This is a genomic window from Paenibacillus sp. CAU 1782 (genome assembly GCF_054551715.1).
Genome location: NZ_JBTOLL010000001.1, coordinates 476330 through 495968 on the forward strand (window position 1 = coordinate 476330; position 19639 = coordinate 495968).

General features: G+C 51.7%; 23 protein-coding genes and 1 pseudogene. 18 read left to right on the forward strand and 6 right to left on the reverse strand.

The features are described from left to right. Positions 1 to 91: 91 nt before the first annotated feature. Positions 92 to 445: a hypothetical protein gene (locus ACX93W_RS02445; protein ID WP_459390728.1), complete on the reverse strand. Its 354-nt coding sequence runs from the start codon at positions 443 to 445 to the stop codon at positions 92 to 94. 179 nt (positions 446 to 624) lie between these two features. On the opposite strand from ACX93W_RS02445, the gene ACX93W_RS02450 reads away from it, so the two are divergent. Next, on the forward strand, positions 625 to 1233 hold the full coding sequence (locus ACX93W_RS02450) for a DUF4352 domain-containing protein (RefSeq protein WP_459390729.1): 609 nt from the start codon (positions 625 to 627) through the stop codon (positions 1231 to 1233). A gap of 114 nt (positions 1234 to 1347) precedes the next feature. Here ACX93W_RS02450 and ACX93W_RS02455 read toward each other — a convergent pair whose 3' ends face one another. Next, positions 1348 to 2019 (reverse strand): SOS response-associated peptidase, encoded by a 672-nt coding sequence (locus ACX93W_RS02455; protein WP_459390730.1) that lies wholly within the window; start codon positions 2017 to 2019, stop codon positions 1348 to 1350. Between the two features lie 17 nt (positions 2020 to 2036). After that, positions 2037 to 2375 carry a L,D-transpeptidase gene (locus tag ACX93W_RS02460; RefSeq protein WP_459390731.1) on the reverse strand — a complete coding sequence of 113 codons (339 nt, stop codon included), beginning with the start codon at positions 2373 to 2375 and terminating at the stop codon, positions 2037 to 2039. Positions 2376 to 2520: 145 nt separating this feature from the next. Between ACX93W_RS02460 and rsmD the strand changes: the two genes are divergently transcribed. Next, positions 2521 to 3141: a 16S rRNA (guanine(966)-N(2))-methyltransferase RsmD gene (gene rsmD, locus ACX93W_RS02465; protein ID WP_459390732.1), complete on the forward strand. Its 621-nt coding sequence runs from the start codon at positions 2521 to 2523 to the stop codon at positions 3139 to 3141. After that, the gene (gene coaD / locus ACX93W_RS02470) at positions 3119 to 3667 is read left to right on the forward strand and encodes a pantetheine-phosphate adenylyltransferase (protein ID WP_459390733.1); all 549 of its coding nucleotides are present in this window, start codon (positions 3119 to 3121) and stop codon (positions 3665 to 3667) included. Before rsmD ends, coaD begins: the two co-directional genes overlap by 23 nt. A gap of 116 nt (positions 3668 to 3783) precedes the next feature. On the opposite strand, the gene ACX93W_RS02475 is transcribed toward coaD, so the two are convergent. After that, positions 3784 to 5016 carry a hypothetical protein gene (locus ACX93W_RS02475; protein ID WP_459390734.1) on the reverse strand — a complete coding sequence of 411 codons (1233 nt, stop codon included), beginning with the start codon at positions 5014 to 5016 and terminating at the stop codon, positions 3784 to 3786. Between the two features lie 127 nt (positions 5017 to 5143). Here ACX93W_RS02475 and ACX93W_RS02480 point away from each other — a divergent pair, with 127 nt between their 5' ends. Then, positions 5144 to 6259 (forward strand): S16 family serine protease, encoded by a 1116-nt coding sequence (locus ACX93W_RS02480; RefSeq protein WP_459390735.1) that lies wholly within the window; start codon positions 5144 to 5146, stop codon positions 6257 to 6259. Here the strand turns inward: ACX93W_RS02480 and ACX93W_RS02485 are convergent. Continuing rightward, a complete protein-coding gene (locus ACX93W_RS02485) occupies positions 6240 to 7493 on the reverse strand; it encodes a nucleotidyltransferase (protein ID WP_459390736.1) in 1254 nt (417 codons plus the stop codon). The genes ACX93W_RS02480 and ACX93W_RS02485 overlap by 20 nt on opposite strands. A 186-nt stretch (positions 7494 to 7679) precedes the next feature. On the opposite strand from ACX93W_RS02485, the gene ACX93W_RS02490 reads away from it, so the two are divergent. From ACX93W_RS02490 to rnc, 10 genes and pseudogenes are all read left to right on the forward strand, one after another. Then, positions 7680 to 8201, forward strand: a complete 522-nt coding sequence (locus ACX93W_RS02490; protein WP_459390737.1) for a YceD family protein — start codon at positions 7680 to 7682, stop codon at positions 8199 to 8201. Positions 8202 to 8234: 33 nt separating this feature from the next. Next, entirely contained in the window at positions 8235 to 8408 is a 174-nt protein-coding gene (gene rpmF, locus ACX93W_RS02495; RefSeq protein ID WP_006036546.1) for a 50S ribosomal protein L32, read from the forward strand. 252 nt (positions 8409 to 8660) lie between these two features. Beyond that, a pseudogene (fapR, locus tag ACX93W_RS02500) lies at positions 8661 to 9256 on the forward strand (transcription factor FapR). Beyond that, a complete protein-coding gene (gene plsX, locus ACX93W_RS02505) occupies positions 9240 to 10229 on the forward strand; it encodes a phosphate acyltransferase PlsX (RefSeq protein ID WP_459390738.1) in 990 nt (329 codons plus the stop codon). Before fapR ends, plsX begins: the two are co-directional and overlap by 17 nt. A 9-nt stretch (positions 10230 to 10238) precedes the next feature. After that, positions 10239 to 11225, forward strand: coding sequence for a beta-ketoacyl-ACP synthase III (locus ACX93W_RS02510; protein WP_459390739.1), 987 nt, complete (start codon positions 10239 to 10241; stop codon positions 11223 to 11225). A 28-nt stretch (positions 11226 to 11253) separates the two neighbouring features. Then, the gene (gene fabD / locus ACX93W_RS02515) at positions 11254 to 12183 is read left to right on the forward strand and encodes an ACP S-malonyltransferase (protein WP_459390740.1); all 930 of its coding nucleotides are present in this window, start codon (positions 11254 to 11256) and stop codon (positions 12181 to 12183) included. Between the two features lie 23 nt (positions 12184 to 12206). After that, positions 12207 to 12956, forward strand: coding sequence for a 3-oxoacyl-[acyl-carrier-protein] reductase (fabG, locus tag ACX93W_RS02520; protein ID WP_459390741.1), 750 nt, complete (start codon positions 12207 to 12209; stop codon positions 12954 to 12956). Between the two features lie 68 nt (positions 12957 to 13024). Beyond that, positions 13025 to 13258: an acyl carrier protein gene (acpP, locus tag ACX93W_RS02525; protein ID WP_068686948.1), complete on the forward strand. Its 234-nt coding sequence runs from the start codon at positions 13025 to 13027 to the stop codon at positions 13256 to 13258. Between the two features lie 159 nt (positions 13259 to 13417). Further along, a complete protein-coding gene (gene fabF, locus ACX93W_RS02530; protein ID WP_459390742.1) occupies positions 13418 to 14659 on the forward strand; it encodes a beta-ketoacyl-ACP synthase II in 1242 nt (413 codons plus the stop codon). After that, positions 14649 to 15347 (forward strand): ribonuclease III, encoded by a 699-nt coding sequence (gene rnc, locus ACX93W_RS02535; protein WP_459390743.1) that lies wholly within the window; start codon positions 14649 to 14651, stop codon positions 15345 to 15347. The genes fabF and rnc overlap by 11 nt, the downstream gene beginning before the upstream one ends. Before the next feature lie 148 nt (positions 15348 to 15495). On the opposite strand, the gene ACX93W_RS02540 is transcribed toward rnc, so the two are convergent. Then, positions 15496 to 16053: a DUF1697 domain-containing protein gene (locus tag ACX93W_RS02540; RefSeq protein ID WP_459390744.1), complete on the reverse strand. Its 558-nt coding sequence runs from the start codon at positions 16051 to 16053 to the stop codon at positions 15496 to 15498. Positions 16054 to 16229: 176 nt separating this feature from the next. Between ACX93W_RS02540 and ACX93W_RS02545 the strand changes: the two genes are divergently transcribed. From ACX93W_RS02545 to ACX93W_RS02560, 4 genes are all read left to right on the forward strand, one after another. Beyond that, complete coding sequence (locus ACX93W_RS02545) at positions 16230 to 17132, forward strand: AraC family transcriptional regulator (protein WP_459390745.1); 903 nt, start codon at positions 16230 to 16232, stop codon at positions 17130 to 17132. A 48-nt stretch (positions 17133 to 17180) separates the two neighbouring features. Beyond that, positions 17181 to 17558, forward strand: coding sequence for a VOC family protein (locus ACX93W_RS02550; protein ID WP_459390746.1), 378 nt, complete (start codon positions 17181 to 17183; stop codon positions 17556 to 17558). Between the two features lie 208 nt (positions 17559 to 17766). Next, complete coding sequence (locus ACX93W_RS02555; protein ID WP_459390747.1) at positions 17767 to 18342, forward strand: sigma-70 family RNA polymerase sigma factor; 576 nt, start codon at positions 17767 to 17769, stop codon at positions 18340 to 18342. Continuing rightward, positions 18339 to 19520, forward strand: coding sequence for a DUF4179 domain-containing protein (locus ACX93W_RS02560; protein ID WP_459390748.1), 1182 nt, complete (start codon positions 18339 to 18341; stop codon positions 19518 to 19520). The genes ACX93W_RS02555 and ACX93W_RS02560 overlap by 4 nt, the downstream gene beginning before the upstream one ends. The last annotated feature ends 119 nt before the right edge of the window (positions 19521 to 19639 follow it).

Sequence of the window (19639 nt, forward strand, 5' to 3'; positions counted from 1 at the left end):
GAGCTGAAGTTTCCAGGGATCAAGTTCTGTGTATGCCTTACATCTAAACAAAGGGGCTCAACATTAGTTAATGCCTCTTTTGAAAAAAGCTTCAATTTTCCTCATCGGTGTCTTCTTCAATCGTCAGCGCGTCCAAAAATTCTCTATGTGCCGCAATTTGATGCGCACGTTCAATACTGTTCATAAATAACTCCAAGGGCATCTCTTCTCTTTCATTTCCAACTGTTTCAAAGAGCGCAAAAGGATGATTTTCATTTCGGAGTGATTGAATTACGCTAATGAACTTGTTCATATCCTGGCTTTTTAGCGTATTGCCTTCCATTAGAGGTTGTTGGTCCCGAATGCGGGCATTCAGTTCAGACAGTCCCAAGCCAGTTTGTTTTTTGATTTCCATAAGAACTTTAGCTGGCGGCCGGCTTTGAAGAATCAGGTTAACTTTACTCATTATGAACTCCAATCTTTAACGTATGATTTTGGATTTCGGAATTTATACAAAATCAGGTTGCTGTCCTGTATATAAGGGAAGGGAGTGAATCTATTGATTTAATTCAAAAAAAAGGTAGTCCAAAGAGATTAGAATATGTTATTGTCGATAGGCATATTATACCAGCGAGGGAGAGACTTATGAAGAAGTTTATGTTGTTAAATGTCGTATTGCTTGTTGCACTGGTTTTGACGGCTTGCGGGGGGACTGAAAAAAATGAAGGGGCTGGAAACAAAAATAACACAGCCAATAGCTCTGTCGTACAAGAAGAATCCGGGGAGACGCCTTCTGAGGAGCCGGCTGAGCAGCCAACGGAAGAGCCTGTTGTTGAAGAAGTTAAGGAACAGTCCTATGCAGTCGGAGATACGTTTGCTTTGGGTGACTGGGAAGTTGTTCTGGACTCCTTTACATTCGATCAAAAAGTAAAGGATCAATACTTTTCGTCTAGTGCCGACGAAGGCAACAAATTCATTGTACTGAACTATACCGTCAAAAATAACGGCAAGCAAGCAGCTGAATTTACAAGCATGTTCGGGGGCGTAAGCATGAAAGCTTTGTTCCAGGGCGAATATGAATACAGCTATACGATTACGATGATTGATGGCGATCTCAGCGACAGCATTAAGCCGTTATCATCACTTACCGGTTTTGTCGTCATCGAAGTGCCAGACGTAGTGGCTGAATCCCCAGACAGCCTCGTCATTAATCTGGATCAAGATGGAGACAAAGCACAAATCACATTGCGCTAGTTTTAAAGCATGGGCTCCAAAGAGCTAACCGTTTAATGTAAAGTGATTGGTATGGAATGCCGGAGTGGTTGAAAATGACCATATCCGGCTTTTTTTGTTCAAAGATATCCGCGATCAGACCAGCCGTTTGATTAAATCCTCATTGTCGAGTCGGCTGTTGCCGACGGCATTGTTGACGGGGTAGGCTTCCATCAGGCGGTTGGGATAGGGACGCAAGAGATTTTGCAGCTGGGAAGGGTCGCTGCTTCGATTCAGCCACACGCGCTCATCGCCCGGTTGCAAGATAACGGGCATCCGGTCATGAATTTCCGCCATCAGCTCGTTAGGTTCGGTGGTGATAATACTGCAGGTGCCGAGTTTGCGGCCTTCGTGGTCAATCCAGATTTCATAGATGCCGGCAAAAGCGAACAGTCCTCCTTCGCGCATAACGATGCGAAAGGGCTGCTTCGTGCCGTCGGAGCGGCGCTGCCATTCATAGAAGCCGTCGGCGGGAATGAGACAACGCTTTGACCGGAAAGCCGCACGGAAAGCAGGCTTGACCGCTATGGTTTCGGCGCGCGCATTAATAAGCTTGGAGCCGTCCTTGTTGGTAGAGGCCCAGCTTGGAACAAGCCCCCACTTTAATTGACCGATCACATTGTTCCGGCCATCGTTAACGATAGCCGGGATCAATTGGCCGGGGGCAATGTTGTAGCGGGGAGAGAAGGGCTGCAGCCGATGATCGTCGAGCATAAAATGCTTCATTAATTCTTCCAGCGTCAATACCAGCGTGTATCGGCCGCACATGTTCATTCCTCCTCGTATTATGGGCGAATGGTGACCCTGGTCCCGATCGGGACCATTGCCTGAAGGGCAAGCACATCCTCGTTGTGCATTCGGATGCAGCCGTGGGACACCTCTCGACCGATAGATGACGGGTCGTTTGTGCCGTGAATGCCATAGGACGGCTTGGACAATCCCATCCAAAAAGCGCCAAACGGCCCTCCGGGGTTTGGTTGCTTGTTGATAATTTTATACTCGCCGGTTGGCGTTCTTGTCACCATTTTGCCTATGCCGACAGGAAAACTTCGCACGACGATATTCCCATCGAGCAGATGCAGCATTTTATCCGATAAATCTACAATAATCCGGTAGTTGGGCATATTCATCCTCCTTCATTATATCTTATTGGCGAGCCGGAATGGAGGACAGGGGCGAATGCCCGTTTTGGCGGCATTGAAATTCGCCCAGCGATTCTTTATTAATAAATACAATTTGTGGTACGATAGGCGGTAGGCGTAATGTAGCGTGAAAGGGGTAATTGCAGTGAGAGTCATAGCGGGCACGGCACGAGGGCGCGCGCTCAAGGCTGTTCCGGGAAATGGGACAAGACCTACAACGGATAAAGTGAAAGAAGCCATTTTTAGCATGATTGGTCCTTATTTCGACGGGGGAGCGGCGCTTGATCTTTATGCGGGCACGGGCGGTTTGGCTATCGAGGCCTGGAGCCGGGGGATTGAAAAGCTGGTCCTTGTGGATAAGGAAAAAGCAAGCATCGACATCATACGCCTTAATCTTCAGGCCGTTGGAGCGACAGATGTCGCCGAGCTGTACCGCAACGACGCAGAGCGGGCGGTGAAAGCGTTGGCAAAGCGGGGCTTGAAATTCCGTCTGGTTTTTCTGGACCCGCCTTACCGAATGACCGCGATGGACAAACTGATGGAAGAGCTGGCGGAGAGGGACATGCTGGAGCAAGAGGCCATTATTGTGGTGGAACATGACGCAGCGGTCCAATATGACAAAGACATAACTGGCTTTCAGCAAATCCGGGAGGCCAAATATGGCGACACGGCCGTCAGCATATACCGTTATGAAGGAAAAGACAGCAGCGATAGGAGCGAGGAATATGCCACAGTCGATGAATCCTGATCATCAAAAAAATAACGAGCCAACGCCAAAGATTAGAATTGCAGCGTACCCGGGCAGCTTTGACCCCGTTACGTGCGGACATTTGGACATCATCCGCAGATCTGCAAAGCAGTTTGATCGCCTGGTGGTTGCCGTTTTGAACAATACCAGCAAAAACCCGCTGTTTTCAGTGGAAGAACGCAAAGAGCTGCTGCGCGAAGCAACAAAAGATATTCCCAACGTCGAAATCGACAGCTTTCGCGATTTGACGGTTCGGTTTATGCGCTCGAAGGGAGCAGATGTGATCGTACGCGGTATCCGTTCGGTTACGGACTTTGAATACGAGCTGATGCTGGCTTCAACTAACCATCAGTTGGACAAGGATATCGAAACCGTTTTTATGATGACCAACCCTAAATATTCCTATTTAAGCTCCAGCATCGTCAAAGAAATCGCACAATTCGACGGCGAGGTCCATGATCTGGTTCCGCCAGCCGTGGAGGTTGCATTAAAGGAAAAATACCGCGAGCGCAAAGCGCAGCAGTAAGGCTAGGGCTGATTGTGGAGTAGCGGCTGCTTTGATCCTTATGCAATAAACTGTAAAGCAGCTCGAAACCGGCGAAGTGACAAATCGAGCCCAATTAAGTCATAAAGACATACCATTCAAAATCCGTTGCGGCTCAGTGATCGCCATTTGAAGAGAACAAACAGACTGCACATTAGCGCTATTCCGCAAATGAAAATGGCGATGGCATGCGGCCAAAGCGTCGGCATGTTGGCGGCTGTGAAAACATGGGCTTCCGGCATGGGGCCGTGAGAGGACAATCGAGTTGTTCCTTCCGCCAATACGGGGAAACCGCCGCCCGGGACAATGATTGAAATAAGTTTTCCGGCCGGCCCCCATAGCAGAAGGGTAACAAGAAAAGCGTGTACGGCGTGATTCAGCCGGTACATCATAAACGGAAAAAGCTTTAGTCCGGTTCCACCGACGGAATACCCGGCTTGCAAAATGCCGCTTATGCCGCTCCATGAGACGGCTGCGGCAATGACGGCGCAAATGAGCGGCAAACCCGCGCCGGGGGTGCTCCACAAGGATGCGGCATACGCCCCGAGATGGCCTTCAAACAGGACTTGCCCGACAAAGGGAAACCCCATCTTGGTTAACGGGATCAGCAATGGCTCAGCCAGCCTGGCCAGCACGGAAGCTACGATCATAAAGCCTCCAACAATCATCAGCCGCTGCACGCTCGCCGCAACGGATTCTCCCAATACTCTGCCAAAGCTTCTGCCATCGTGTTCCCGGCCCGCTTTCATGGCAAGGGCTGCGGCGGCGAGCAATCCCGCTTTCGGGGAAGAATGGTCATGCTGCTGTACCTGTTGCTTTGGCTGCGGGGATTGCGGCCAAATCGAGGAGAGCAGCAGCAGCCATATCGCGGACAACCAGACGGCAGCGGCTACGATCAAGCCGGCAGTCGGCGCTTGCAGAAACGACGCGCCGACAATAACGATCATAAATAATGGATTAGGCATGTGGGCCAAGGCCAGCAGGTGCTGGCCTTGGCTGTTATTTAACTTGCCTTCTCTGCAGAGTCGCGCGACTTGCTCTGCGCCTGCCGGGTATCCGCCCATCCAGCCCGCAGCAAGGCCAATCGCCGCTTCTCCGGGCATGCGAAGCAAGCGAGCCGCCACTGGCTGCAGGAGGGCTGCTAATCCGTGCGCCAATCCGAAAGCAAGCATAATTTCATAGAGGACAAAATAAGGAAGCAGCCCCGGGAATACAATGTCCCACCAGATCGATAAACCTTTTAATGAAGCCTGAAAGGAAGCGTCGGGCTGCAAAATGATACAGCAAACCAAAAGGATTGACAATACTGCCAGCATTACCGTTTTTGCCATGGGAGTCAGCTCCTATGTCTTCGTGGACAAACCTGTTTTTACATATGTACGCCTCAATTTTCAGGTTAGACCAGAACGGCAATGATGCTGATCGTAAAATGCCGCTGTAAGCAGGTGAACGCCAAACATGGCACGTAATGAATCTCAATGGAAAAAAGTAGTGGCTTCAGGAGCCGGAACAGCCCTGTTTATGTGGCTTCTGCTTTATGCGCCAACGCCTTTCGTTATGTTTCAGCCGGGCATCGCGGTACCCGTGGAGCCGATGATTGTTTTGGATCATTCCGCCGGCAATCCTGATGCCGCCGCAAACGGAGAAGCTGGCGTACAAGAAGCCGAAGGCGAATTTTTGCTAACGGCGGTCAAGCTGACGGAGCCTAATTTTTGGAATGTCCTGAAGGCGGCATTTCAACCCGACTATGATCTCATGCGAAAGCGCGATGTATACGGCGGCGTAAGCCGAAGTCAATATGTGCAGCAGCTATCCGTCGTGATGCAGAATTCTCAGAGCAACGCCGTGGAGGCGGTATACCGGTATCTTTCGTTGCCTTATCATAATGTTACTACCGTCATCATTGCATCAGGAATCTCGCCAAACGCCGGATCAAACCCGGGACTGCTGGAGCAAGGCGACATATTGGTAGGGCCAAAGGGCGAAACGCCGTTTCTCGACATGGAGGATGTGTTGCGCCGATGGGAGAAAGATATACAATCGGGCGAGAATTGGGAGCTTGTCGTCAGCCGCAAAGGCGAACATCTAACGATCGGAATGGAGACGTTGAAGACCGCCGGGTTAACCGGAGAATGGTCTAAAGATGAGCTTTTGGAGCAATTTGCGGCATGGCTGGGAGTTGCGGGATTTGTGGAGCAACAGGAGCTTGTGCCGGATGACCTGCTTTACAAGCTGAATATATCGGCCAATAACATCGGCGGACCATCCGCAGGCCTTGTATTCGCCTTGCAGGGCGTCGATTTATTATCCACCGGGGATTTGACGGGTGGCCGCCGGATCGCTGCAACCGGGACTATTAGTCCCGACGGCGCCGTCGGAGAGATTGGAGGAATTTCGCAAAAGGTCGTTTCGACCAGCTCCGAAGGAGCCGAGCTGTTTCTCGTGCCGGCGGGGAATGAAGCGGAGGCCCGAAAAAAAGCGGCTGCGCTCCATTCGCCGATGACAATTGCCGGAGTAAGCACCCTTCAGGAGGCGCTGGACGCGATTGAAGGCTTTATCCGCGAGCAGTCCTAACGGGCTTGTCCCGGAAATCCCGAAGCATCGCGGAAGGCAAATCCGCGCCTGGCACGCCAAGCATGTAAGCGCCGGTCGCTGCGATGTCGAGCTCCAGATACCGACTTTCCTCCGTGTACCGCGAAGCGTTAAGAAGTACAGGAAGGGAGGCGGAGCGGCGCATCTCCGCAAGCAGCTCTTGGCCCTTGGGCGAAAAGCCCAATACGCGAATATATCGGACGCCGTCCGCTAGCTTTGCGCGCGTGAAGTCGCTTTTGGCATGGCCAAGCAGCACGGAAAGCAAGGCTCGCTGGAGCCTGGTCCGCGTGTAGCGCTTTGTTTTGAGCGTGCTCAGCAGACTTTCCATTGCGAAACCCTCCATCGCGGCCAGCGACTTGACGATGCGGTGCTCCAGTCCCTCTGTTATGTCTCGCAGCTCTCGCAGCCCGTTAGCGCCGCTTGTTGCAATAGCGTGCAGCAGTTGAGGCAAGTAGCGGTCCCAGCCAATGGGGGGAATACCTTTGTTTTGGGCATCTGTCAAAATGCCGAAGGTTGATGCCGGTAGGTAAGGCGCAATATCGTCCAGCCTTCCGCCATCGAAGAGAAGCTTTCGCAGCGCAGTGGCGCTGGCGATTGGACCGTCAGCCACCGATGTGTCGCCGTATTGCGCGCCTTGACGGGCAATGGTAAAAGGCTTCAACCCGCCGCCGAGACGGTTAAGGGCAATGAGATAGTGCAGGCCCAACGTGTGATTGGGCTGGCTAAATGGGAACGAGGCGGCTTCCGCCAATCCCTGTTGACTCAAGAACGCCGCAATGGCCGAGCTGTAAGCGGAGGGATAGGGAACTCCTTGATCCAGTTCCCGCTTCAGCATATCCTTGAAGTTCTGAGGCTCAAACGCAGCTGCATCCGCGGCGGCAAGCAGAGGATCCAGGCTTCCGCTTTCGGTTCCGAAGCAAAATGCGTCTACGACCCCGGTGGCCTTTAGCAGCTTCACGGCTCCGTAGGCGAACCATTCCGCGGACTGGGTGGCGTAAGCGACCGGCAGCTCGATGACGAGATCGCAGCCGCCCTCAAGCGCCATGCGCGTCCGCAGCCACTTGTCCGCCATGGCGGGTTCGCCGCGCTGCAGAAAATGCCCGCTCATGACGGCGACTACGGCGTCGGCTCCTGTTAATTTGCGGGATTGCTGCAAATGATAACGATGACCGTTGTGAAACGGGTTATATTCCACGATCAGTCCAACTGTCGTCATAAAATTTTCCCCTCTTGCGGAAATAGTGGTTTGGCTCTACTATAGCACAGCGGGCTTATGGATACAGCAAGCCGGGGGTCTATTGTCTCCCGTTTTTGGTCCATGCAGGAAAATCGCAATGTGAAATTGTTGACAAAAGCCTAAGTAAATCGCTATAATAATCTTTGTTTGTTTGGAGTGATGAACATGCAGTTTCATATGCAAGAGATGATGTCCAAAGGCTTGAAGGCGGACATAAAGGAATCGCTGGATGTCGGCAGTCTGTTTAAGGGCAAGTCCGATGTGCTTAGCACGGGACCGCTTCATGTAGACATCCATGTAGAGGGACATGCTGGCTTTATTACCGCTGACGGGCATATGGAGATTGATCTGGAGATGGCGTGCTCGCGCTGTCTGGATCCCGTAAGCGCGCATACGGTCATTCCTTTCTCGGAGCAGTTCAAGCAGGTTTCGGGCGATGAGTCTGACGAAGAGGAAGGCGAAGGCGAAGAATCCGATTTTGCAGAGGTTCCGGGAGAGAGACTGGATCTGAAGCCGTTTCTGGAGGAAGCTCTTCTGCTATACATTCCCTTTGCTCCGCTCTGCAGCGAACAATGCAAGGGACTTTGCCAGCAATGCGGGCAAAATCTCAACGAGCGGAAGTGCGGGTGCAGCAATGAGGTTCTTGATCCTCGATTTGCCGCGCTGAAGGATCTTTTTAAAGACTAGCGTATTTTTGAATCTGTGAAGGAGGTGGGAAAGATGGCAGTACCTCAACGTAGAACATCCAAAACTCGCCGCGACAAACGTCGCACGCATTTTAAACTTGCAGTACCGGGCATGGTGAAGTGCGAGCAATGCGGAGAGCTGAAATTGGCTCACCACGTATGCAAAGTATGCGGATATTACAAAACAAAGGAAATCATTTCCCAATAGGATATGGCTTCGGCGATAGCACTTCATCTTGCGGTGAGGTGCTATTTTTATTACTACATAAGAATGTTCGGCTGTATTCATTGCATAACCTTTTAGCAGGATTTCCATTGTTTAGTGGTATTGGAGACGGTTCAGGGCGATCGGTTGCGCGCGGCGGACTTTTTTTATATACTAGTTTAGTACCAGGTGATAAAATGAACTCCTAAACATATAAGGTCATATAGAGCGGAGGCGATGCCGAAAATGGAACGGATGCCCAAACGGCAGCGGCATCAGCAGCTTGCCCAATACATTGATGACAACCCTTTTATAACAGACAGAGAGTTAACGCGCCTGCTTAAAGTCAGCATCCAGACGATTCGTCTGGACCGGATGGAGCTTGGCATTCCCGAGCTCAGAGAGCGGATGAAGCTGATGGCGGAGCGCTCCTACGATTCTGTCCGTTCCTTGCCTCTGCACGAGGTAATCGGGGAGATCGTGGATTTGGAACTGGACAAGTCCGGAATCTCCATTTTTGAAATCGCGGAGGAACATGTTTTCTCCCGAACGGCTATTGCGCGCGGCCATCATGTTTTCGCCCAGGCCAACTCATTGGCAGTCGCCGTTATCGACGACGCCATAGCGCTGACGGTGACGGCGGATATCCGTTTTATCCGTCCAGTCAAACTAGGCGAAAAATGCATAGCGAAAGCGTATGTCCGTTCGATCTCCGGGGAACGCAGCAAATCGAAGGTGGAGCTGTTCACCTATGTCGGCGACGAGATGGTGTTTCAAGGGAATTTCGTCATCTACAGATCTACGGGAGAGCAGATTTTGGAGGAGGAATAGAACATGCGGATCGCCATTGACGCTATGGGCGGGGACCACGCTCCGGAGCTGATTGTGCAAGGCGCATTGCAGGCGGCGGCCGAATGGCCGGACACGGAACTGCTGCTGGTCGGAAACGCAGCGGCGATCGAGCCGCTGCTTGCTGGCGGCAAACCGTCAAACATTAAGCTTCACCATGCCGAAGATGTGATCGGCGGCGACGAAGAACCGGTTAAAGCCGTCAGACGGAAAAAAGATTCGTCGATGGTTGTGGCGGGAACGCTCGTAAAAGAAAAGCAGGCGGATGCCATGTTGTCCGCAGGCAATACGGGAGCGTTGATGGCTACCGGACTGCTCGTAGTCGGCCGGATGGCGGGAATCGAACGCCCCGCCTTGGCTCCTATGCTGCCCACGCAAGACGATGTAGGCGTGCTTGCGCTGGATCTGGGCGCCAATATGGATGCCAAGCCTGAGCATTTGCTGCAATACGCCATCATGGGCAGCGTGTACCGCTCCAAGGTGCATGGCCTGTCGCAGCCTCGGGTCGGCTTGCTTAATGTAGGCACAGAGGCTAAAAAGGGAAGCGAGCTGACGAAAGCGGCTTTTGAGCTGCTGGAGCAAGCGCCTGTTAACTTCATCGGCAACGTGGAAGCCAGGGACGTGTTGAGCCGCAACTGCGACGTGCTGGTATGCGACGGCTTCTCTGGCAATATTTTGCTGAAGTCAATGGAGGGAGCGGCGGGCATGATTTTTTCATCGCTTAAGGATGCGTTTGGCCATTCTCTTCTGACCAAAGCAGCCGCTGCGATCATGCTTCCCCGCTTGCGCCATTTGAAGAAAAAAATGGACTACAAGGAGCACGGCGGTGCTCCTCTGCTGGGGTTAAACGGCCTGGTCGTGAAATGCCACGGCTCGTCCGATGCCCTTGCTGTCAAAAACGCCGTCGGCAAAGCAAGAATCGCCCTTCAAGGCGAATTGATATCATCCATCTCCGCAGAAATTAACGGGAAGTGAGTGTTTAGCATGAGTTTGCATCCTGTCGGTATTATCGGAACGGGCAAATATACGCCCGAACGCATCTTGACGAACCAAGAGCTGGAACGTATGGTAGAAACCAATGATGAATGGATTGTGACGCGCACCGGCATCAAAGAACGCCGTATTGCGGCTGACACGGAGGCAACCTCCGATCTGGCCTATCAGGCAGCGCTGAAAGCTTTGGAAGCTGCCGGGTTGACGGCGGCCGACTTAGACCTCATCATCGTTGCTACCATTACGCCGGATATGTTTTTCCCTTCAACGGCTTGTCTGTTGCAGAACAAGCTGGGCGCGGCAAAAGCGGCTGCATTTGATCTCTCGGCCGCATGCTCGGGCTTTATCTACGGTTTGGCGACGGCAAGCAACATGATCGCAACGGGCATGTACAAGCACGCGCTTGTTATCGGCGCAGAAACATTGTCCCGGATTACGGATTATACCGACCGCAACACATGCATCCTTTTTGGCGATGGAGCGGGTGCTGTAGTACTGGGCAGAGTGCCTGAAGGACGGGGGTTCCGATCCTTTGAACTGGGCGCCGACGGAAGCGGCGGCGAACTGCTGAAAATTAGCGGCGGAGGCTCGCGCATTCCCGCATCGCAGCAAAGTCTTGAGGACAAGAAACATTTTATTCATATGGCGGGCAACGACGTATTCAAATTTGCCGTGCGTATTATGGGCGGCGCTGCCGAGGAAGCGTTGGCCAAAGCCGGCATGACCAAAGGCGATGTCGACCTTCTGGTACCGCATCAAGCCAATATCCGCATTATTCAGTCGGCGATGAACCGTCTGGATTTGCCGGAGGACAAAGCCATGATCAACCTGAACAAATACGGAAATATGTCGGCAGCTTCCATCCCGGTAGCGCTGGCGGAAGCCGTTGAGCAGGACCGCGTGAAGGAAGGCGACTGCCTTGTATTCGTTGGCTTCGGAGGCGGTTTGACCTGGGGAGCTTCCGTCCTCATTTGGTAAAGGTAAAGCTTGGGGGGAGAAAACGTAGATGAGCAAAACGGCATTTGTATTTCCGGGACAAGGCGCGCAATCGGTTGGCATGGGAAGGGACGCTTACGAGTCCAATCCAAAGGCAAGGGCCATTTTCGAGGAAGCGGACGCGGCATTAGGTTTTCAACTGAGCGAAATTATTTTTAACGGTCCGGACGAGGCGTTGAAGCAAACGGCCAACACTCAACCTGCTTTGCTGACAGTCAGCGTGGCGATGCTGGAGCTGCTGTCGGAGAGCGGTATTAAGCCGGATTATGTCGCGGGCCACAGCCTGGGCGAATATAGCGCACTTGTTGCGGCAGGCGTCATCCGTTTCCGCGATGCGGTCGCGACGGTGCGGGCGCGCGGCGAATATATGGAGCAAGCCGTTCCTAACGGGCAAGGCGCCATGGCGGCCGTGCTCGGAGCCGAGCGCGAAGCCCTTGGAGAGCTTTGTAAAACCGTTTCGGAGACTGGCAGCGTCGTAGAGCTTGCCAATGTGAACTGCCCGGGTCAAATCGTTGTTTCCGGCAGCGCGGCCGGCGTGGAAGGCATAGTAGCGCGCGGCAAAGAAATCGGCGCCAAGCGCGTCATTCCGCTTGAAGTCAGCGGTCCGTTCCACTCTTCGCTGATGAAACCTGCGGCGGAACGTCTTGGCGATACATTGGCGGCGGTAGCGTTAACCGATGCAAAGGTGCCACTCATTGCCAACGTAACGGCGCGCGAAGCCGTTCAAGGCGAGGAAATCCGCCGTTTGCTGGTGGAGCAAGTGTATTCTCCGGTGTTATGGGAAGACAGCATCCGTTATTTGATAGAGCAAGGCGTGGATACTTTCGTGGAAATCGGCTCGGGAACAGTGCTTGCCGGTCTCATCAAAAAGATCGATAAAAATGTCCGCATCATTTCGGTCAATACCGTATCGGCGCTGGAAGCGCTGCAAGTAAACTAACGGCAAATCGGAGGAGGATATTTATGTTTGCAGGACTGGAAGGCAAAACAGCGCTTGTAACGGGCGCTTCGCGGGGCATTGGCCGTGCCATTGCCATAGCTCTGGCGGAAGCCGGAGCGGATGTTGCCGTCAATTATGCCGGCAGCGAAGCCGCGGCTGCGGAAACGGCCCAAGCTATCCAACAGCTGGGACGCCGTGCCATTGTGCTTAAAGGCAATGTTGGCAAAAGCGAAGAATTCGATGCCATGGTCAAGGAAACCATCGGGCAACTGGGCGGACTGGACATCCTGGTGAATAACGCAGGCATTACAAGAGATAATTTAATTATGCGCATGAAGGAAGAAGAATTCGACGAAGTGATCGAGACCAATCTCAAAGGCGTGTTCAACGGCATCAAAGCCGTAACCCGTCACATGATGAAGCAGCGCTCGGGACGAATTATCAACATTTCTTCCGTTGTTGGCGTGCTCGGCAATCCCGGCCAAGCTAACTATGTGGCTGCCAAAGCCGGCGTCATTGGCCTCACCAAAGCCAGCGCGCGTGAATTGGCATCGCGCGGCATAACCGTAAATTGCGTCGCTCCCGGTTTTATCGCGACGGATATGACGGATAAGCTGCCGCAAGACATGAAAGAAGCGCTGCTGACTCAAATCCCGCTGGCGAAGCTTGGTTCCGCAGGGGATATTGCGTCCGCCGTACGCTTTTTGGCCTCCGATGGCGCGACTTACATGACCGGTCAGACGATCCATGTCGACGGCGGCATGTATATGTAGTTCTTGAAAAGGTAAAGATGGCATTTTGACGTCAATTCTCGTATAATACGGTGGAGGAGGTGAACCGGATGTCCGAAGTAGTGGATCGCGTAAAACGTATTGTCATCGACCGCCTTGGCGTAGACGAAGCAGAGGTAACGCTCGAAGCTTCCTTCAAAGATGACCTCGGCGCTGACTCTCTTGACGTAGTAGAACTGGTCATGGAGCTAGAAGACGAGTTTGATATGGAAATCTCTGATGAAGATGCAGAGAAAATCACGACGGTGGGAGAAGTAGTGTCTTACATACAATCTCATACCTAAGGATGGACAAGTCCCGTTGCTTTTGACGGGACTTCTCTCCATACAAAACGTATTGCCGATGAATGTTTTTGTCATTAACGAATTTATAGCAGGATGCTATTCATATAGAAAAAATGATGACGGTTTCGTTATCTATATTGCGGGTCAGAGGTGAATGCAATGAAACAAAGAGTTGTTGTTACGGGCATGGGGGTCATGACCTCGCTTGGTTCCGATCTGGAGCAATTTTGGAACAATTTGCTGGAGGGGAAGTCCGGTGTCTCCGTTGTGGAGGCATTTGATTTTTCAACGTATCCAACGCGCATTGCCGCCGAAATCAAAAACTTCAATCCCGAGGATTATGGCCTCGATAAGAAGGAAGCGCGCCGTATGGACCGCTTTGTCCAGTTTGCTGCGGTGGCAAGCAAGCTTGCCGTAGAGGACGCGGAGCTGAAAATCGGCGAAAATGCGGACCCTGAGCGGGTTGGCGTCATGATTGGTTCAGGCATCGGCGGACTTGGCACCTGGGAGGATCAGCACAATATTCTCCTGGAAAAGGGGCCAAAACGCGTTAGCCCGTTTTTTATTCCCATGATGATTGCCAATATGGCTTCGGGCCAAGTGTCCATGCTGACAGGCGCCAAGGGACCTAATAGCACGGCGGTTACCGCTTGCGCAACGGGTACGCATTCCATTGGCGATTCCTACAAAATGATTCAACGCGGCGACGCCGACGTTATGATCGCAGGTGGAGCGGAAGCAACGATTCGCCCTACGGGCATGGCGGGTTTCTGTTCCATGCGCGCCATGTCGGTGCGCAACGAAGAGCCCGAGAAAGCAAGCCGGCCTTTCGATAGCGACCGCGACGGCTTCGTAATGGGCGAAGGCTCGGGCGTTCTGGTGCTGGAATCGCTTGAGCATGCCAAAGCGCGCGGCGCAAAGATTTACGCCGAGGTTATCGGTTACGGCATGAGCGGCGACGCCCATCATATGACAGAGCCCGATCCCGACGGAGCGGCGCGCTGCATGAGCAAGGCGATCAAGGATGCCGGTATCGATCCTTCTGAAGTCCAATATATTAACGCCCACGGCACTTCAACGCCGGTTGGCGATCGTTCCGAAACGCTGGCGATCAAAAAAGCGTTTGGCGACCATGCCTACAAGCTGGCCGTAAGCTCCACCAAATCCATGACGGGCCATCTTCTTGGCGCCGCGGGAGGCGTGGAAGCCGTTATTCTGGGCTTGACCTTGAAAAACGGCATCATTGCACCAACTATCAACCTGGACAATCAGGACCCCGAGCTGGATCTGGACTATGTTCCTAATGTGCCGCGTGAAGCCAAGGTGACGACGGCGCTGTCCAACTCGTTTGGCTTTGGCGGACATAACGCCACGATCGTGATGAAGGCGTATGAGTCATGAAGCCTTTGACGAGCTGCAGCAGAAGCTGCAGCTCGATTTTAAACGAACCAAGCTGCTGAGGCAGGCGTTTACGCATACCTCATATGTAAACGAGCATAAGCGGGGTTCAGTGCAAGATAACGAGCGGCTGGAATTTCTTGGCGATGCGGTGCTTCAGCTGCTGGTGTCGGAATATTTGTTTGCTACATATCCCAAAAGGCCGGAAGGCGAGTTGACCCGAATGCGTGCATCCGTGGTATGCGAACCTTCGCTGGCATATTTTGCGGAACGTTTGGAACTGGGAAAACACGTCCTGCTGGGCCGTGGCGAGGAGCAGCTTGGAGGCCGTCATCGCCAAGCGCTGCTGGCGGATTTGTTCGAGTCGCTGGTTGGAGCCATCTATCTGGATGCCGGCATCGAACGGACCCGGCGGTTTTTGCAGGAGCATATGTTTCCGTTTATCGAGTCCAACGACTTTGGCTTGCTGATGAAAGATGCCAAATCGAAGCTCCAGGAACGAGTTCAGCATCTTGGTTTAGGTCCCGTCGAATATCGCATTATGGAAGAACGCGGTCCGGCGCATGATCGCGAGTTTGTCGTAGAGGTTTTGCTAGGCGAAAACCAATCCGGCGTAGGCGCGGGCAGGACCAAAAAAGAAGCCGAACAACGTGCGGCCGCGGAAGCGTGGAGCAAGCTGGCGCAGGAATAGCGGTTGATCGCGGTAAAAGCAACCGTTGGCTAAAGCCTTTCAGGCCTATTGCAGGTCAGGGAGGCTTTTTTGTTGCGTGTGTTGCGCCATATGCCAACCCTCCGGTTAGGTAGCGATTGGGGGCGGAGTCCGCTCTAGCGAAGAGCCGTTACAGACTCTCCTTGACAGCAGCTTCCTTCATTAGCTCATAGATTTTTCGGGTTGTATTGACGTTGCGAATCGTCACCTTGCTGTAAAACCTGGTTCCGATGATTTTGGACAAGCCGCTTTTGGTAGAAATCGCTCGGCTAATCGACCATAGGACGGCTCCCGGCGTATACATGACCGTTTCAAGCTCCGGCTTGAAGACCAACTGATCCAGTACGGTTTCCTGATCGACCTCCTCCCATAAAAAGAGAACGTCGCTTCTCATTTCGTCGTTATTTTGCCAGCTCTCCGGCAGCGCCTTCATCATGGCTTCATAATCATCGAGGCTGCGAATCAATACCTTGATAACCAATCCAAACGTCTCGCTTATTACGTTTTCCACGACTCCGGCCAAGGCGTGTTTGTCGGCTTGATTGCTCGTAAAAATAATATTGCCGGAATTGATATACGTGACGACATGACTTAGCCCGGCTTCCTCCATGGCTGCTTTTAACCGCTTCATATCAACCTTATTGTTTCCCCCAACATTGATGCCTCTAAGCAATGCAACGTATACCATGCGATTTCTCCTTTATGGGCTGTTTTTTGCCCGCGTCATCCTTCATGCAAAGCTGGACTGTCGTCTACCGCATTCCCACTTGTCTGACAGGCTTGTTTCTTTCATTGTATCACTTCTTTCCCGCTTCCGAACATTGGGGTAAAATAGAGTGTAGTGTGAGGAGGACAGGTCTGGCTATGAAAAATAATGCGATGACAGGTTTTGCGCTTCATCGTCCCCTGCAAGCTCCCGTTCTTGAACAACAGCAGAGCGGCTATCGCTATAGGGAATACCTACCCAACTTCAAGCTGGCTTCCTTCGTTGCTTGTTTTTGGACACTTGAGGTAGATAGCGGGGTAAATCGGCAGCTTCATCGAATATTGCCGGATGGCTGCGTTGACCTTATTGTGAATGGAAAGGCGCCAAACTTCCGCTCCGCCGCATTTTTTACCGGTCTTATGACCGATTTTGATGTGATGACTATTTCCGGACCTCAGTTTTCATTCGGCATCCGTTTATTTGCTGGAACTGCGGAGCCTTTTATGGGGCAACCCCCTGGACAACTGCAAGACTCACATGTTTACGTTGAAGATATTTGGGGTACGGAAGGACTTCTTTTGGCCGAAAAGCTGTTGTCCGCCGCCTCGGATTCTGTATATAGGATGATTGCGATTGCGGAAGAATGGATGCTTCGGATTTTGGCCAAGGTGGAGCTGAGTGCGGGTACATCCGGCTCTGCGTCGCTATTGGTGCAGGAGTCTTTAATGACCTTATATGATCGCAATGGGATGATTTCAATGGAGGAGCTGGCAGCTGAGCTGGCTTTCACCGAGCGCCATGTACGAAGAGCTTTCCACGATGTATTGGGTATCAGTCCCAAATCCTTAACGGAAATTATCCGATTCCAAAGTGTTCTCCGAAAAATGACACGATCTCCGCACACACCGCTGGTGGAGCTTGCCCATATGTTCGGATATTACGATCAATCCCACTTTATTAAAAGTTTCAAAAGGTTTTACGGTTTGCCGCCGGGAGGGATTGGTTTGGCTGAAACATGTCCGTTTTTTCCTATTCCGGATAGGCGGCAAAAAGTAGAATAATTACAGAGTGTTTCAAACTGAATATACGTTAAAAGGGAGCTGAAAAACATGGGCATTAAGCTGGATATGGTCGGAATTGTAGTTAAGGATATGAAGAGGGCGCTCCAATTTTACCGTCTGCTGGGTCTGGATATTCCTGCGGAGGCCGATGGCGAAAACCATGTTGAGGTCGAGCAAGCAGGCTTCCGCCTGGCATTTGACCAAGTGGAAGTAATCAAGGACGTTTACGGAACCTGGGAGGAGCCAACCGGACACCGGATCGAGCTGGCGTTTCTATGCGATAGCGGAGCGGCAGTGGATGAGCTGTACCGCAAAATAACGGAGACGGGCGAAGGCGGTTTCCGCGAGCCATGGGATGCCTTTTGGGGACAGCGTTATGCCATTGTACAGGACCCGGACGGAAACCGGATTAGTTTGTTTGCCTGATTCAGTGTTAGCTGAAGCTCGGCATAAGGGTATATAATTCCTTTCATCGAAAAATAGTGCCCCGCTAACACCGCATAATTGCGGTGTTTTTGGCTTTTTTTAGAGATCGGCACCCTATATTGCGGAATGAGCGCGAGAGATAATTGCGAATGGCTTCGTTGTTTATAGTGTAAGAGCTCTTACCACTACAAGAAGGGAATATGGGGCAATGAAAGCGAACGAAACTAATTTTGTCAGACGTCTGCAAAGGCATAAAGAAGATGCTTTGGATTATATTGTCGATACGTATTTGCCTCTGGTCAAAGGCACAATCGTCAAGGTGCTGGCGCCGCTGCGAAATAACGGAATGATCGAGGAGTGCATCAACGATACGTTTCTTGCGGTTTGGAACCATAGCGATCAATTTCGCGGTGAATCCAGTGATTTTCGCAAATGGATTTATGCGATTGCCAGGTCTAAAGCAATCGACAGCTATCGCAAAGCGATGCGCCAACGTATGGTGATGGCGACCGATGAACCCGATATGACAGGTCACTTGGCACAATCGGCCGAGGACGAGCTGTTCCTTGCAGAGGAACAGGCGGAGATTGACAGATTGCTGCACCAGCTTGATGAAACCGACCGGGAGATTTTTGTAATGAAGTATATGCTGGGGATGCGCAGCGATGAAATTGCGGACAAATTCGGGCTAACAAGAACAGCTGTAGACAACCGGATTTTTCGCGGGAAGAAAAAGCTGAAGGAAAGGGCCAAACATATGGAACTGGGAGGGAATTTGGCATGAAAACAAATTACACCATGCTGAATGGGATCAAAATGGATGAAAAAGAGATGGTGGAAGCCGAAGTTAGCGAAAGCGAACGCGCTGCACTAAAAAAGGCGTTGCGCTCCAAGCTTAAGCGACCAGTCAAGAAAGGGCAGCATTGGCGGCGTAACGCGGCCGCAGCGGCAGTGTTGCTTGGCGTTGGCGCAACCGCGCTGGGGTTAACATTCCCAGCATACGCAACCAGTGTCCCTTTTGTAGGCGATATCTTCAAACTTTTAGATCGAGGAAATACGGATAGCGGTCTGTATGACAACTATAAAGAAAATTCCACCGAATTAAATTTGAGCAAAACCAGCCAAGATATTACGATTACGCTCAACGATGCTATTTTTGATGGAAAAACAACAACGTTTACCTTTTCAATTCAGAGCGAAACGGATTTAGGCGAAGAGATTAGAATTAAAGGATTTCCAACGATCAAACAATCGTCTGGCGCTACCGGCTCGCAACGAATTATAAAGGTGGATGAAGGACGGTATGCCGGCATCATTTCGGTAAGCAGCGTCGACCATAACGGTGAGGATTCAGTTAAGGTTGACTGGAATATTGACAGTATTGTCCAGACAGACGACGGCACGCATAAAGAAATTAAGGGGAAATGGAATTTTGGTTTGGAGCTTGCGGCAACCGAACAAACCATCCAACTGGTCGGGCAACCGGCGGAGCATGAAGAGATTGTATTAGCCATTGAAAAAATCATCTATTCGCCAATGTCCTTTACTGTCTACTATGACTATGTGATTAAGGAAGAAACAGCGCAGAAATGGAATAATCTTGATGTTGAACTGAGCATCGTAGATAATTTGGGGAATGTCTATAGCGGGCAAGGCAATGGCGGCCGTGGCATAAAGGAAGTTTCCGCGATGAAATGGAGCATGACAAAAACGTTCCAGCAGCTCTATCCGGAAGCCTCTGAATTAATCGTAACGCCAACCTTGAAGTACTATAATAGCACGAATGAAAACGCCGAAAACGCCGGAAACGCTGGAGAGAAGGCGACAGAGCAATCGCAGATTGAACAAGACAGTGGCGTGAAAGAAGAAAGCCGGAAGGAAGATAATCTGCAGGAAGATAGTACGAAGGAAGATAGTCAGACTGTTGTGCTGGATGAAATCGTAATTCCGATTGAAAAATAACTGGCGTTGCATGCAACGCAGTAGAGGGAGCAGTCCGCCAAAGTCGGGTCTGCTCCCGTTATATTTTGTCCTCGATGTGATTCACTCCAACCAGCCTGCTCAGCATTGTTCCAGAGGAA

Coding starts and splice junctions, on each gene's coding strand:
- ACX93W_RS02485 (WP_459390736.1), bottom strand. CDS start 7,493: ATGACGACAGTTGGACTGATCGTGGAATATAACCCGTTTCACAACGGT.
- ACX93W_RS02480 (WP_459390735.1), top strand. CDS start 5,144: ATGGCACGTAATGAATCTCAATGGAAAAAAGTAGTGGCTTCAGGAGCC.
- ACX93W_RS02490 (WP_459390737.1), top strand. CDS start 7,680: ATGCAGTTTCATATGCAAGAGATGATGTCCAAAGGCTTGAAGGCGGAC.
- rnc (WP_459390743.1), top strand. CDS start 14,649: ATGAGTCATGAAGCCTTTGACGAGCTGCAGCAGAAGCTGCAGCTCGAT.
- ACX93W_RS02460 (WP_459390731.1), bottom strand. CDS start 2,375: ATGCCCAACTACCGGATTATTGTAGATTTATCGGATAAAATGCTGCAT.
- acpP (WP_068686948.1), top strand. CDS start 13,025: ATGTCCGAAGTAGTGGATCGCGTAAAACGTATTGTCATCGACCGCCTT.
- ACX93W_RS02510 (WP_459390739.1), top strand. CDS start 10,239: ATGAGTTTGCATCCTGTCGGTATTATCGGAACGGGCAAATATACGCCC.
- ACX93W_RS02455 (WP_459390730.1), bottom strand. CDS start 2,019: ATGTGCGGCCGATACACGCTGGTATTGACGCTGGAAGAATTAATGAAG.
- ACX93W_RS02475 (WP_459390734.1), bottom strand. CDS start 5,016: ATGGCAAAAACGGTAATGCTGGCAGTATTGTCAATCCTTTTGGTTTGC.
- fabD (WP_459390740.1), top strand. CDS start 11,254: ATGAGCAAAACGGCATTTGTATTTCCGGGACAAGGCGCGCAATCGGTT.
- coaD (WP_459390733.1), top strand. CDS start 3,119: ATGCCACAGTCGATGAATCCTGATCATCAAAAAAATAACGAGCCAACG.
- ACX93W_RS02560 (WP_459390748.1), top strand. CDS start 18,339: ATGAAAACAAATTACACCATGCTGAATGGGATCAAAATGGATGAAAAA.
- fabG (WP_459390741.1), top strand. CDS start 12,207: ATGTTTGCAGGACTGGAAGGCAAAACAGCGCTTGTAACGGGCGCTTCG.
- fabF (WP_459390742.1), top strand. CDS start 13,418: ATGAAACAAAGAGTTGTTGTTACGGGCATGGGGGTCATGACCTCGCTT.
- ACX93W_RS02445 (WP_459390728.1), bottom strand. CDS start 445: ATGAGTAAAGTTAACCTGATTCTTCAAAGCCGGCCGCCAGCTAAAGTT.
- ACX93W_RS02450 (WP_459390729.1), top strand. CDS start 625: ATGAAGAAGTTTATGTTGTTAAATGTCGTATTGCTTGTTGCACTGGTT.
- ACX93W_RS02540 (WP_459390744.1), bottom strand. CDS start 16,053: ATGGTATACGTTGCATTGCTTAGAGGCATCAATGTTGGGGGAAACAAT.
- ACX93W_RS02550 (WP_459390746.1), top strand. CDS start 17,181: ATGGGCATTAAGCTGGATATGGTCGGAATTGTAGTTAAGGATATGAAG.
- ACX93W_RS02555 (WP_459390747.1), top strand. CDS start 17,767: ATGAAAGCGAACGAAACTAATTTTGTCAGACGTCTGCAAAGGCATAAA.
- rpmF (WP_006036546.1), top strand. CDS start 8,235: ATGGCAGTACCTCAACGTAGAACATCCAAAACTCGCCGCGACAAACGT.
- ACX93W_RS02545 (WP_459390745.1), top strand. CDS start 16,230: ATGAAAAATAATGCGATGACAGGTTTTGCGCTTCATCGTCCCCTGCAA.
- plsX (WP_459390738.1), top strand. CDS start 9,240: ATGCGGATCGCCATTGACGCTATGGGCGGGGACCACGCTCCGGAGCTG.